Origin of the sequence: Paraburkholderia ultramafica (assembly GCF_902859915.1) — a bacterium.
GTDB classification, from domain to species: domain Bacteria; phylum Pseudomonadota; class Gammaproteobacteria; order Burkholderiales; family Burkholderiaceae; genus Paraburkholderia; species Paraburkholderia ultramafica.
In genome coordinates this window covers 48,620-61,317 of record NZ_CADIKK010000004.1, presented here as the reverse complement: position 1 = coordinate 61,317, position 12,698 = coordinate 48,620, and the positions used below count along the sequence as shown (strand labels likewise).

Annotated in this window: 14 protein-coding genes and 1 pseudogene; 10 read left to right on the top strand and 5 right to left on the bottom strand. The window is 62.4% G+C overall.

The genetic code is table 11. The features are described from left to right. Nucleotides 1-338: 338 nt before the first annotated feature. Both HV744_RS37140 and HV744_RS37135 read right to left on the bottom strand, forming a co-directional pair. Complete coding sequence (locus HV744_RS37140) at nt 339-1,484, bottom strand: glycosyltransferase family 9 protein (RefSeq protein WP_246278965.1); 1,146 nt, start codon at nt 1,482-1,484, stop codon at nt 339-341. Nucleotides 1,485-1,739: 255 nt separating this feature from the next. Then, a pseudogene (locus HV744_RS37135) lies at nt 1,740-2,201 on the bottom strand (O-antigen ligase family protein); the annotation flags it as partial. A gap of 135 nt (nt 2,202-2,336) precedes the next feature. Between HV744_RS37135 and HV744_RS05585 the strand changes: the two are divergent. The 4 genes from HV744_RS05585 to groL all read left to right on the top strand — a co-directional run bounded on the left by HV744_RS05585 (nt 2,337) and on the right by groL (nt 5,448). Continuing rightward, complete coding sequence (locus tag HV744_RS05585; protein WP_175148543.1) at nt 2,337-2,729, top strand: hypothetical protein; 393 nt, start codon at nt 2,337-2,339, stop codon at nt 2,727-2,729. A gap of 120 nt (nt 2,730-2,849) precedes the next feature. After that, a complete protein-coding gene (locus HV744_RS05580; protein ID WP_175148542.1) occupies nt 2,850-3,080 on the top strand; it encodes a hypothetical protein in 231 nt (76 codons plus the stop codon). A 383-nt stretch (nt 3,081-3,463) separates the two neighbouring features. Beyond that, on the top strand, nt 3,464-3,754 hold the full coding sequence (gene groES, locus HV744_RS05575; protein ID WP_008923887.1) for a co-chaperone GroES: 291 nt from the start codon (nt 3,464-3,466) through the stop codon (nt 3,752-3,754). 53 nt (nt 3,755-3,807) lie between these two features. Beyond that, nucleotides 3,808-5,448: a chaperonin GroEL gene (groL, locus tag HV744_RS05570; RefSeq protein ID WP_175148541.1), complete on the top strand. Its 1,641-nt coding sequence runs from the start codon at nt 3,808-3,810 to the stop codon at nt 5,446-5,448. 155 nt (nt 5,449-5,603) lie between these two features. Here groL and cysC read toward each other — a convergent pair whose 3' ends face one another. From cysC to HV744_RS05555, 3 genes are all read right to left on the bottom strand, one after another. Further along, on the bottom strand, nt 5,604-6,236 hold the full coding sequence (gene cysC / locus HV744_RS05565; RefSeq protein ID WP_175148540.1) for an adenylyl-sulfate kinase: 633 nt from the start codon (nt 6,234-6,236) through the stop codon (nt 5,604-5,606). A gap of 18 nt (nt 6,237-6,254) precedes the next feature. Continuing rightward, nucleotides 6,255-7,466, bottom strand: a complete 1,212-nt coding sequence (locus tag HV744_RS05560; RefSeq protein ID WP_175148539.1) for a chondroitin 4-O-sulfotransferase — start codon at nt 7,464-7,466, stop codon at nt 6,255-6,257. Nucleotides 7,467-7,669: 203 nt separating this feature from the next. Continuing rightward, nucleotides 7,670-8,530, bottom strand: a complete 861-nt coding sequence (locus HV744_RS05555; protein WP_175148538.1) for a hydroxymethylpyrimidine/phosphomethylpyrimidine kinase — start codon at nt 8,528-8,530, stop codon at nt 7,670-7,672. A gap of 289 nt (nt 8,531-8,819) precedes the next feature. Between HV744_RS05555 and HV744_RS05550 the strand changes: the two genes are divergently transcribed. The 6 genes from HV744_RS05550 (at nt 8,820) to HV744_RS05525 (ending at nt 12,693) form a co-directional block, all read left to right on the top strand. Then, nucleotides 8,820-8,990 carry a rubredoxin gene (locus tag HV744_RS05550; RefSeq protein ID WP_006047743.1) on the top strand — a complete coding sequence of 57 codons (171 nt, stop codon included), beginning with the start codon at nt 8,820-8,822 and terminating at the stop codon, nt 8,988-8,990. Nucleotides 8,991-9,239: 249 nt separating this feature from the next. Continuing rightward, a complete protein-coding gene (locus tag HV744_RS05545) occupies nt 9,240-10,661 on the top strand; it encodes a FimL-related protein (protein WP_175148537.1) in 1,422 nt (473 codons plus the stop codon). A 308-nt stretch (nt 10,662-10,969) separates the two neighbouring features. Further along, on the top strand, nt 10,970-11,548 hold the full coding sequence (locus HV744_RS05540) for a YqgE/AlgH family protein (RefSeq protein WP_175148536.1): 579 nt from the start codon (nt 10,970-10,972) through the stop codon (nt 11,546-11,548). Further along, complete coding sequence (gene ruvX / locus HV744_RS05535; protein WP_175148535.1) at nt 11,545-11,985, top strand: Holliday junction resolvase RuvX; 441 nt, start codon at nt 11,545-11,547, stop codon at nt 11,983-11,985. The genes HV744_RS05540 and ruvX overlap by 4 nt, the downstream gene beginning before the upstream one ends. Further along, nucleotides 11,972-12,511: a bifunctional pyr operon transcriptional regulator/uracil phosphoribosyltransferase PyrR gene (pyrR, locus tag HV744_RS05530; protein ID WP_175148534.1), complete on the top strand. Its 540-nt coding sequence runs from the start codon at nt 11,972-11,974 to the stop codon at nt 12,509-12,511. Before ruvX ends, pyrR begins: the two co-directional genes overlap by 14 nt. Before the next feature lie 2 nt (nt 12,512-12,513). Then, the gene (locus tag HV744_RS05525) at nt 12,514-12,693 is read left to right on the top strand and encodes a hypothetical protein (protein ID WP_175148533.1); all 180 of its coding nucleotides are present in this window, start codon (nt 12,514-12,516) and stop codon (nt 12,691-12,693) included. Nucleotides 12,694-12,698: the final 5 nt, after the last annotated feature.

Below are 12,698 nucleotides of genomic sequence, written 5' to 3'. Positions count from 1 at the left end.
TGGGCACTCTGGTGGACCGTCAGGAGGCGAAGATGAAAAACGAGCAGTACTGCTATAGAGTGCTTGTCGTTAGATAATAGCCAGATGAGCGCGTTACACGATCGCGACCCCACGGAATTCGCGGCGCGGGTCAAAGTGAATTGCGAACGGCTCACGTGGATGACGGATAATTCGCTGCGGACACCGGCGCAAAAGTGAGGCGGGCAAATGCCACTTCGGTTTGGTTGCCTTTCGCATGAGACCTCAGGCGCCATGCGGAACAGGTTAAGGGTTTCCCGTGGAAAGGCTGAAGCCGCCGCGATTTGCGGGGCCATTCAGCCAACGCCCACCTGGCGTCTCTATCGGCTGATGTCGACAATCTTAGCCTGGGTCGGCGCCTGAATACCAAGCAGTAGCGCAGCGACGGCAATCACGCGGCTTGCCGGCAGGCCGGTCAGACAATCGCTGGTGCTTTCCGTATGCCGGCCGCACCCTTCCTGCCGGCACGGAACGCAGTTGCTCTCCCCCTGCAACAGGTAGACGTTGCCGTGCAGGCCTGAGCCGCGTCGAGCCCATGGTTGCTCACCCACCGGCCAGTTGCATGGCCACGGCCCCCAGCGAACTGGGTCCGTTGGGCCGAACAGTGCGATCGTCAACGTGCCGCATGCGGCAGCAACGTGCGTGGTACCCGTATCGGGACCAATGAAGATCTTCGCGCGCCGGATCATTTCCGCCGTTTCGCCGAGCGTCAGCTCACCGACAAGATTCAGGACCGGCTCGCCAGCCGTCACGACCACCTGCCCGGCATACGCGCGCTCGGCCTGCACCGGTCCTCCGCACAGCGCGACGGCAAAGCCGTGTGCGCGCAGCCAGCGGATCGTTGCGGCCCAGTCATCGACGGTCCATTGTTTATATTTGTGCATGGGGCGCAGGTGCAGCACGGCCATGGGCTGCCCCGGCAGCACGGCGGGCGGCGCATTGAACCGTGCCTCGAACTGAACTCTGCGCTCGGGATCGGGACCGATGCCCGGTGCGACCACCTCCCCGCGCGGCGTCACACCCACTAGCCGCGCCAGTTCGAGGGTGTTCGACACCACGTGTGCCTGTAGTTGCCGATCGAGCGCGATACGGTGAAGCATGACGCGGGCAAACCACTTCACACGATCGGCATTGACGAGCCCGATCCGCTTGCGGCCGGCAAGCCACGTGTAAATCAGTGCGCGATCGGAGTCGGTGGCTGCGCAGGCAAGATCGTAACGCCTCCAGATCCGCGCCGCGTCGGCGATTCGCTCACGCAGCGGGACGTGCTGAGCGACAGAAATGACGCGGCGCAGGTCCGGGTTGTGCTCGAGTGCCCCCTCTGTGCCTCGAAACACGATCATATCGATCATGGCCTCGGGCCATTGCGTCTTCATCGACCGGACAAGCGGCGTCACCAGCAACACATCGCCTATGCGACGTGGGCAGGCAACGAGAATCGTTCGCGGAGGCCGTTCCAGCTTCAGCGTATTTGAGTTGTCCACCGCGCCGATTTCCCGCTTTCGCGCCTCGATCCACGCCAGCAGCGTCGCTACATTCAGCGCAAAAAAGGCTGCGCTCATCACAAGCGTCAGCGCGTCGATCGTCAATCCGAAAATGATCGTACTGCCAACCACGGCGAGTCCCAGATACGATGCGGTAGCGATTTCGCCGTCCGCGCTGAGCCTGTTCCGCCAGAACGGCGTGAAGGTCCCGACGTACAAAAGCAGCAGTGCGGCCACGCCGACCGTTCCCATTTGGGAAAGCGTCGAAAAGAAATCGCTATGTGCGCCTGAGTTGACGATCGACCGCGGCGCCTCGGCGCGTTGGGCAAGCTCGTTCAGCGCCTCATCCAGTCGGCCGCGCCCCACGCCGAATGCCGGTTGGCGCAAGTACAGGAGCGCCGAAGCGCGCCACAATTCAAGGCGCAGGCCAACCGAAGTGTCGATGTTGCCTTGCTGCAGTTCCGTGACGTCGGACACGACCGCGTCGACCCGCTCGCGGACAATGCTGGTGGATCCGAGTGCTACCAAAAACACCACGATCGCACAGCCCAATGTAATGCGTGCCCGCCTGCCGGCCAGCCAGTGCCGGCCGCCGACGGTTGTCCATACGAGCAGCGGCACCGCAATCCAGCCCCCGCGCGAGCCCGACAAATACGACGCATACCCGCCGAGCAGAAACGCCGCGATCTTGATCGCCACCTCCAGTATGCGTGCGGGCTTGCCTCGCGTAATCGACACAATCGACAGGAAACCGAGCAGCAATGCTGTGTCGCCGAAGGGAATCGGGTTGATAAATGAATTGCCGAGGCGATTGGGATCGACCCAGACGGCTGGATGAAAGTGCGCGTAGATGGCCCATGTGCCGGCGCCCAGCGCGCCCGCCACAAATCCCCATTGCACGAGGCGGAGTTGCCGGCACGCCAGCGACCCCAGATAGAAAAAACTCGGGACAACGAGAGCCAGCCGCAGGAATGGATCGAGCGCCGGGAACGTGCTGCTTCGAAAAACGGCTATCTGGAACAGTATGGCCGCCGGCATGGCGATCAGACCCAGCACGAAGAGCCGGTGCTCGCGAAACAGCGCCGCCGCTCGACGCCGATGCTCGGCTTTGACAAGGTAGGCCAGAGCGAGCGCGAAAATAACGAAAAAGCAGTAGCCGGTGCCTCCTCTTATCGACAGCATTACAGCCGGCGACAAGACGACAGCCAAGGTAGCGACACAGGCTGATAGTTGGTTGGTACGCATCACGTCGGAACCTAAAGTCTAGCGGGGAGCAGCAGCCCATGCAGATTGTGCCATGCACACGTTACAACGCCCTAGGTCCGCCGGCAATCACGGCCCGAATTCATGTTGAATCTGTGGGCCGCACTCGTTGCAGCAGGCGACTTGTTCGAAGCCGTTATGAAAGAAGTGGTGGAGGTCGCGGGCTTGTACGGCGACTACGTTTACGCTGTCGTTATCGCATTGCCCGGTGATGAATTGATCGAGCAATTGAATCCGGAGCGGATGCAGGTGGAGAGCGATACGGTCGCAGCTGCGGGCCGTATCATGTTTTTCGACCTCCCAGAGCGGGACTGAGAAGCATGGTCGACTCCCCGGGGTTTACCCTTGTCCGCATGTCGATCACCCAGTCTTGTGAGGCAATGTCGCCAGAAACGGCCAACGGACGTAGGGGCGCGCGCGACCCTGTCGTTTAGCGGTTTCAACTCTAAGTCATTGTTTTTTAAAGATGGTGAGCGCCTCCCGCGGTGTCCAGACGCAGGTCGGGAATTCAAACCTAAGTGAACAAAGTTCCAACTTAAGTGAATCTCGACAATTGCGCGCCATCCCCTTCTTGAATTTGTCACCACCCGTCCATATAATTAGCACTCGCTGCACGAGAGTGCTAACAACTTCGCCGGTTGGCTCTGCCAGCCGGGTTTTCTCAGCGTTCTTCAGTCTCAATCAAGAGAGGAGTATGTATGAACCTTCGTCCTTTGCATGATCGCGTGATCGTCAAACGTCTGGATCAAGAAACCAAGACCGCGTCGGGCATCGTGATCCCCGAAGCCGCAGCGGAAAAGCCGGATCAAGGCGAAATCCTCGCAGTCGGCCCGGGCAAGCGTGACGACAAGGGCGCAGCAATCGCGCTCGACGTGAAGGTTGGTGACCGCGTCCTGTTCGGCAAGTACGCAGGCCAGACCGTCAAGGTCGACGGCAACGAACTGCTCGTGATGCGCGAAGAAGACATCATGGCCGTGGTGCAGAAGTAAGCGCAAAGCCGCTACTTTCCCGGTCATATCCAAAGAATTCAAGGAGTTAGAAGATGGCAGCTAAAGACGTCGTATTCGGTGATTCCGCTCGTGCCAAGATGGTCGAAGGCGTGAACATTCTCGCGAACGCTGTGAAGGTCACGCTGGGTCCGAAGGGCCGCAACGTTGTGCTGGAACGCAGCTTCGGCGGCCCGACGGTCACCAAGGACGGTGTGTCGGTCGCGAAAGAGATCGAACTGAAAGACAAGCTCCAGAACATGGGCGCCCAAATGGTCAAGGAAGTGGCTTCCAAGACCAGCGACAACGCAGGCGACGGTACGACGACCGCAACGGTGCTCGCACAATCGATCGTCCGCGAAGGCATGAAGTACGTTGCCTCGGGCATGAACCCGATGGACCTGAAGCGCGGTATCGACAAGGCAGTGGCTGCTGCGATCGAAGAACTGCGCAAGATCAGCAAGCCGTGCACGACCAACAAGGAAATCGCTCAAGTCGGCGCGATCTCGGCGAACAGCGATTCGTCGATCGGCGACCGTATCGCTGAAGCGATGGACAAGGTCGGCAAGGAAGGCGTCATCACCGTCGAAGACGGCAAGTCGCTGCAAGACGAGCTGGACGTTGTCGAAGGTATGCAGTTCGACCGCGGCTACCTGTCGCCGTACTTCATCAACAACCCGGACAAGCAAGTTGCCGTGCTCGATAACCCGTTCGTGCTGCTGCACGACAAGAAGGTGTCGAACATCCGTGATCTGCTGCCGGTCCTGGAACAGGTCGCGAAGGCTGGCCGTCCGCTGCTGATCATCGCAGAAGACGTCGAAGGCGAAGCGCTGGCTACGCTGGTGGTGAACAACATCCGCGGCATCCTGAAGACCGTTGCTGTGAAGGCTCCGGGCTTCGGCGATCGTCGTAAGGCCATGCTGGAAGACATCGCGATCCTGACCGGCGGTCAAGTCATCGCGGAAGAAACCGGCCTGACGCTCGAAAAGGCAACGCTGGCTGAACTGGGCCAGGCGAAGCGCATCGAAGTGGGCAAGGAAAACACGACGATCATCGATGGCGCTGGCGAAGCTGCAAACATCGAAGCACGTGTGAAGCAGGTTCGCACGCAAATCGAAGAAGCAACGTCGGACTACGACCGTGAAAAGCTGCAAGAGCGCGTTGCCAAGCTGGCAGGCGGCGTTGCAGTGATCAAGGTCGGCGCCGCGACCGAAGTCGAAATGAAGGAAAAGAAGGCGCGTGTCGAAGACGCATTGCACGCAACGCGCGCAGCTGTGGAAGAAGGCATCGTTGCTGGCGGCGGCGTCGCGCTGATCCGTGCACGTACGGCAATCGCCGGCCTGAAGGGCGCTAACGCCGATCAGGACGCAGGTATCAAGATCGTGCTGCGCGCGATGGAAGAGCCGCTGCGCCAGATCGTCACGAACGGTGGCGAAGAAGCCAGCGTCGTGGTGGCAGCTGTCGCTGCTGGCCAAGGCAACTTCGGCTACAACGCAGCAACGGGCGAGTATGTCGACCTGGTTGACGCAGGTGTCGTGGATCCGACGAAGGTGACGCGTACGGCGCTGCAAAACGCAGCATCGGTTGCAGGTCTCCTGCTGACGACCGACGCAGCTGTTTGCGAACTGCCGAAGGAAGATGCACCGATGCCTGGCGGCATGCCCGGCGGCATGGGCGGCATGGGCATGGACATGTAATTCCGTGTCCGGTCCCGGCTTGGGCCTCGTTACGAGGCCCAGCTGGGAACACATGGGGAGTACGCCGCAACGCGTGCTTCCCAAAAGAAAAAGCCCGCAGAAATGCGGGCCCTTTTCTTTTGGGGCAGACCGTGGAAGAGGGCGCTGAACCGGGATTACGCGCTGGCTTCCTGACCCTGACCGGTCGTCGCCAGCGAGTTCTCGCGCAAGTGGGCGAAGATGCGCGCCACGCTTTCTTCCGCCGTCAGTGTGTCCGTATCAATGTGAAGTTCGGGATCGGGCGGCGCTTCATAGGGTGCCGACACGCCGGTAAACGAAACAATTTCGCCGGACCGGGCTTTCGCATAGAGGCCTTTCGGATCGCGCCGCGCACATGTGTCGACTGGCGCGGAGAGATAGGTCTCGATAAATTTGCCTCGCCCGATAATCTCGCGCGCCATCGCCCGGTCTTCGCGCATCGGCGAGATCAGCGCTGTGATGACGATGAGGCCCGCGTCATTCATCAATTGGGCGACGTGCGCTACGCGGCGTATATTTTCGCGCCGATCGTTCCTGTCGAAGCCAAGATCGCAAGCCAGGCCGTGGCGGATGTTGTCCCCATCGAGCACGTAGCACGCATGGCCTAAGTCGACAAGTTGCTCTTCGAGTTCGAATGCGACTGTCGACTTGCCCGCTCCGGATAGACCGGTCAGCCAGATCGTGACCGGCTTTTGACGGAAGATCCGCATCCGGTCCTCAGTGCTGATCGCGCCGTGGCAACGGTGCAGGAAAGCGTGAGGCTGCTTCATTGTGGGTTCCCTCGGCGCTCAGGCGCAGTGCCAGCCTTGTCGCCAGATTCCTGCATTGTGCAGGCTTTCGGGCGAATTTGAGATTGCGACGTGAAAGCCGTCCGAAATACCGGCAGGCAGCGGAATTGAAAATCCAGCGTGAGAACTCGGGTATCCCGCGTTAGCCACATCGGGTCGAGGCTCGCCGCTCCAACCACTCGCGACGACTTCCCTGTCTACGCGGACTTCGATGGGCACTCTCTGGTCCGGCCGGCTGAGATTGACGGCCCAGCCCGACACCACGCCGTCGCGAATCGTGTCGACAAAGCCCTCGAACAGGTCGGCGAGAACGGGTTGACGGCTTTGCGCGAACTCCAGGTATTCGTCGATGGGTGCGAGGTCGAATCGACGGATTACGCTAAGCACTTTTGAGAGGAACGCTTCGTCGAAGCCGAAAACTATCGAGCTGTGGACGTGTGGATTTTCAAGCTGATTTATTTCCGCCTGAATGATCCGAACCAAGTCCAGCGCATTCGAAAAGATGCGCCCTGATTCATCCGCATATCTTTCGATCATCCGGTTGGCATCGCGAAATATTTCGTAGTCGAGACAATTGTCTTCGAGAAACTTTTGTCGGGCCGCTTCGCTTAAATGGCCTTTGTTTTTCGATGATCCCCGCGTCCTGTTCGTCTCGAAATAAAACGGCAATTTCAGTCCGCTCATGCCGCAGAGCCCGAGTAAAAAATCGCTCATGTTCTCACATACGCCGACCGTGCCGATATGTTGACGAAGATGGGTTTGCGCGATATCGAGGCTGCTTTCATTGAGCACGGAATGACCGCTTAGCATCTGGACAAACAGATTTTTTCCGCCCAGGGATTCAGCAACCCATTCGTCGAGCGAGAGGGTGCCGCGCTGCACGAGAGCCTCGGTTATCGACACGCTGGTGCCACGCACAACGTCTCCGTTCTTGCCGTTTGCCGCATACCGGTAATGCGATATCTGGCGTGCAAGGGGATCGCGCAGAATGGTGCAGTAATTGACGGGGCGCTTGAGAATTCGATGAATGCCGTAGGGGTGATGGCCGCCCCCAATGCTGGTGGTCAGCAGTTTGGCGCGGCAGCTTTCCCAGCCGCTCCGATCCCATTCGAAATTGGCGAACTGGTCGTTGCCTTTATTCAACTCAAAAAACGAAATAACGGTGGATCCACCGCTTTTCGGAGGATGGATGAAAAAGATCGGAAAAGGCATATGGGGGCATATGACAAGTTCATGACTCGTAAAGTCTAGCGTGGTGGCAACGCACACGCTGTAACGTTTAATTACGCGTGGAGCGATTGGTAACGGAAAAGAAGCAGAATTTATGCTAGGTCAATGCAAAGCGTGTTCGCAAATGAAAAAACCCGCATAAATGCGGGCTTTTTTCATGCGTGCGGCGCCTGGGCTGCCGAGGCTCAGTGCCGAGCTTCGCCCGGCGCGGCGTCCTTGCCAGTGGTCGGCGGCGTCTCGTCGTCGCTGCTGCGCGCCCAGAAGAACCGATCCGGCATATACGCGCCCATGCCCGGCCGAAACGCGTTGCGCACCGCCTGATACAGGTACTCCTGCGCCTCGCGTACCGCCTCCGCGGGTTCCTGGCCATTGGCCAGCAACGCCGCGATTGCGGACCCGAGCGTATCCGTCAAGCCCATGATCCGATGGCTGCCGCGGTCCCACATGTCCTGGCGCAACTGGCCGTCTTCGCTGAACAGCGTATTGACCAGCCGGTGCGTACCGGTTTCCGTCGACAGAATGTATTCGCAGCCTTGGGACAGCAGGTGCGAGATCGCCGCGTCCAGGCTCGGCGCTTCAGCGTCGCCGTCCGGCTGGGCGAGCGCGAGGAGCGTAGCCGAATCGGCGACCAGCAGGGTGGTTTGCGGCGCCAGCAGATCGGCGATCGCTTCACGCAGTTCGTCGGCGGCGAGCACGTGCTCGTCGTCGAGCGTGAAGTCGGGGGCGAGAATCAGCGGAATGTCGTCGTAATCGGCGACCACTTCGGCGATCGCGCTCACCACTTCCGCGCGCGTGCATGCGCCGACCTTGAACGCGGCGATCGGCATGTCTTCGAGCAGCATCCGCGCCTGGGTCGCGACGACATCAGGGTCGAGCCCGGTGACTTCGTCGCAACTGGCCGAGTCGCGCACGGTGTAGCCCGTGAGCACGGAAACGCCATGGCAGCCCATGCTGGCAAGGGTCATCAAATCGGCTTGCAGGCCGGAGCCGCCGGTGGGGTCGGAAAGGCCGAAGGTGAGGACGATCGGAGGCGTGTCGCTGGGCATGAAGATTGACAAAAAGAGCTGGATTTTGGCGCAGAGAGTGCGCAATCGGCTCAATTATGCGGCCTAAACCGTTGAGGGGGCGTTTTTTCGCACACTTTGGCTCGTTGCCGCAGGCGGGCGGCGGCCCGTGAGCGGCATGACGCCGCGACGGCCGGTCGAGCTGGCGCAAACGGCCCTGTCCGGGACCGCCGTACGCTACGATAGCGCGTTTCTGATTGCTAGGCATTGGGGCGGCAACACGGTACCATCATGGCTCCCGTTTCCACGGACTCTACGACGCGACACAAGAATGGAATATCAAAGCTGGATGTGCCTGATTTGCGGCTGGATTTACGACGAAGAAGCCGGTTTGCCGGACGAAGGCATTGCGCCGGGCACACGCTGGGAGGACGTTCCTATTAACTGGACCTGCCCGGAGTGCGGAGCGCGCAAGGAAGACTTCGAGATGGTCCAGATCTGAAGTCCGCTGGGCAGCCGGCATTAGCCGGCTGGAGCCCGGGGGCCCGTATTGCACGCGGGCGGCATCCGCCAACGTGCCCGATGCGCCGCCCGCGCTCGGAATCCTGCCTCACCGCGTCGGCGCGGAACATCGTCGACTGTGCCGTGTCGCAACGGTAGTCTGTCATTGTCCTGTCGCCGGTTCGCGCGTTAGCCAATCAGTCTGCGCGCGGCGCGAAGCGACGGCCCGTCAGCTTCGTGTCGCCTGCCCATGACCCATCGATCCGCTGGACCCGTTTCCTTCGACGCCTTGCCGAATCCGCGCGGGGGCGCTGTCCGTCCCGCGGAACTGGCGCTGGCAGAGGCGCTGTTGGCATTCGAACAGAACCACGAGAGCACCTCGGCGCTGCTGCGTGCATCGCACGCGTTGCGCGCGGCCGGCTGGCTGAGCGCACAGCGCTTCGCGGACGCGCTGGTGCGGCTCTCGCCGCTCGCAGCGGGCGATCCGCCTGACGCCGACAGCGCCCGGCCGGTGTTCGGCGCGGCGTTGCGCGAGTTCCGCGCGGCGCTCGAACGTCACAATCTGCGCGAGCTGTGCTGCTCGCCCACGCTGTTCAATCATTACCGGACGCTCTGTGCCCACCTGTCCGAGCACACGCCCGGTTCCACCGTCGCTTTCGAAGATCTCGCGCTGACCGCGCGCCCGGTGCCGCCGGCGTCGCTGCACGCGCAACCCGCCGATCAGCTCGCTCATTTGCGGATGCGCTACGAGCGCGCGCTGCTGCCGGTGCTGCGCTCGCAGGCCAAGACCGGCAGCGCGGCCGCGCTGGCCGTCACCAACGCGGCACTCGACGAACTGGACGCCGTTTTCGCCGAACTCGCCGGCCCGGACCCCTATGACTTCTGGCGTCTCGCCAAGGCTTGCGCGAAGGCCTTGCGACTCGGCGGCCACGCCACCAGCGAAACCGATGCGCGGCGCTTCTACGCGCGCTGCAATCTGGCGCTGGCCGATCACGCGCGCGGTATCCAGCGCGCGCCGCGCTCGCTGGTGCGCGCGACGCTGGCGCTGTTGTGGCGCGACTACGCGTTGTTCGGCGCGGCGGCGGAAGACGCCGAACAGGTCGAGGTGCTGCACGATTACGGCCTGACCGTCGATTGGCACGTCGCCGGCACCCAGTCGTCCGAAATGCTGTGGGAAGCGGGCGCGCTCGAGGCGCAGTCGATCAGCGCGACCCGCGGCTCACTGACCCGCGATCTAGGCCTGCTGACCGTCAACGCGAACGCCTACGAAGACTTCCTGCAGACGGCGGACGCGTCGATCTCCGCCTTGACCGAGCACGCCCGCGCGGCCGACCAGCCTGAGAAAGCCGATCCCAGCGAAGCGCTGCAAGCGGGCGACGCCGCCTACCGGCTCGGCTCTGCCGCGTGCGCGCTGGGCCTCGGCCACGTGGCGCTGCTGGCCGACGCGCTGGGGCTCGCGTGGCGCCGTCGCGCGCACGCGGGCGTGTCGACGCCGGCGGTGCGCGCGCATGTGATCGTCGGTGCGCCGGCGGCGAGCACGCTCGAGCAAGCCGCCGAAGCACTCCGTGCGACGCTGCACAAGGTCGCTGCGGGCGTCGCGCCACCCGGCGGCGGGGTCACGCAGGCGACCCTCGCCACGCTCACGCGCGCGATCGAGCAGGGCGGCGCGTGAGCCATCGCCACCATCGCCGCCGAGGCAGGTCCGGCATGCTTGCCGTGTCGGCGGCAACCGGAAGCAAACCCATAGCACACCGCGGCAAGCGGCGTGAACCTGCCGCAACGAGTCGCCATTGCAAAACCCGGCGCCACGCAGCCCGCGTGCCGCCGCACACCGTTCATCTGCACCGTGGCCACGGCCCGCGTGCGTGATAGAGTGCAACTTGAATCGTCGCCGATGGCTCGCGGCATGCACCAGGGCACGCATCGCGGTTCCACGCTCAAAGCCCGCCATCCTGCATCGTCTTTGCTAAAATCCGAACTATGTCCAAGAGTACCGATCGCATCAATCTGACCAACCAGTTCCTGATCGCCATGCCGAACATGGCCGATCCGACGTTTTCAGGAACGGTGGTCTACCTTTGCGATCACAGTGAGCGCGGCGCGCTCGGCCTCGTGATCAACCGGCCGACCGACATCGACCTGGAAGCGCTCTTCAATCGCATCGACCTCAAGCTCGAGATCGAACCCCTTCTCCATGTGCCCGTGTATTTCGGCGGCCCGGTGCAAACCGAGCGCGGCTTCGTGCTGCACGATCCGAAAGACGGCAACACGTACACGTCGTCGATGTCGGTACCGGGCGGTCTGGAAATGACCACCTCGAAAGACGTGCTCGAAGCCGTCGCCAGCGGCACCGGTCCGGAACGTTTCCTGCTCACGCTCGGTCACGCCGGCTGGGGCGCGGGTCAGCTCGAAGAAGAGATCTCGAAGAACGGCTGGCTGACGGTCGAAGCCGACCCCAAAATCGTCTTCGACGTGCCCGCCGAAGAGCGTCTCGAAGCCGCGCTCGCGCTGCTCGGCATTTCGCTGTCGATGCTGTCGGGCGAGGCGGGTCACGCATGAGCCTGCCGGCCGGACGTGAGGCGACGCTGCTTGCGTTCGACTACGGTGAAAAGCGCATCGGCGTGGCGGTCGGCAATTCGCTGACGAAGCGCGCGCGGCCGCTCGTCATCGTGCAGAACCGCAGCCGCGAGTACCGCTTCGAGGCGGTCGGCAAGCTGATCGCCGAGTGGAAGCCGGACGCGTTGGTGGTCGGCTTGCCGATGCACCCGGACGGCGCGCCGCACGAAATGACGCAACTCGCGAAGCGCTTCGGCAATCAGCTGAACGGCCGCTTCAATCTGCCGGTGACGTGGATCGACGAGCGCTATTCGTCGGTCGAGGCGAAAGCGGAAATCCGCGCGGGCAAAGGCCGCGCCGATATGCTCGACGCCGAAGCCGCCAGCATCATCCTCCAGCAATATCTAGACGGACTTTCCGACGATCATGAGTTCCATTGACGCCGAAGCGCTTTATCGCGCGTTGCTCGACCAGATTCGCGCGCTGTATGGCGACCAGCCTGGCGCAGGGCAGCAGGGTGCCGAAGGCGCCGTGCTGGCCGGCATTCATAGCGGCGGCGCGTGGCTCGCCGAACGGCTCGCGCGCGACCTGGACCTGCCGAGCTTCGGCGTGGTGAACGTCGCGCTGCATCGCGACGACTACGCGAAAAAAGGCCTGCACTCGCAGGCGAGCCCGACCTCGCTGCCGTTTTCGGTCGACGGCGCCCGCATCGTGCTGGTCGACGACGTGCTGTACACCGGCCGCACGATTCGCGCGGCGCTCAACGAACTGTACGACTATGGCCGCCCGGCATCGGTCGAACTGGCGGTGCTCGCCGATCGCGGCGGGCGCGAATTGCCGGTGGCGGCGCGCTTTGTCGGCGGCGTGGTGAACGTGCCCGCCGAGGCGACGCTCGTGCTGGCCCGCGAACAAGCTGGCGAAGGCCACCCGCGTTTCACGTTTCACACCGAAGCGCGCGTCGATTGAACATGGCGCGACGCTGTGCGCCGGACCGCATCGGGCAGCTTGCGTTTGCGCTCACCGCATTCGGGCAACCACGCAGAAAAGAATTTGAAGCCGATCTTCGCGGCATTGCGCGCGAAGGCCGGTTTTTGGAATCGTCACACGCAGTCAGCATCGACATCGATCACGTTGAAGCCCGTATTTGAAGCAG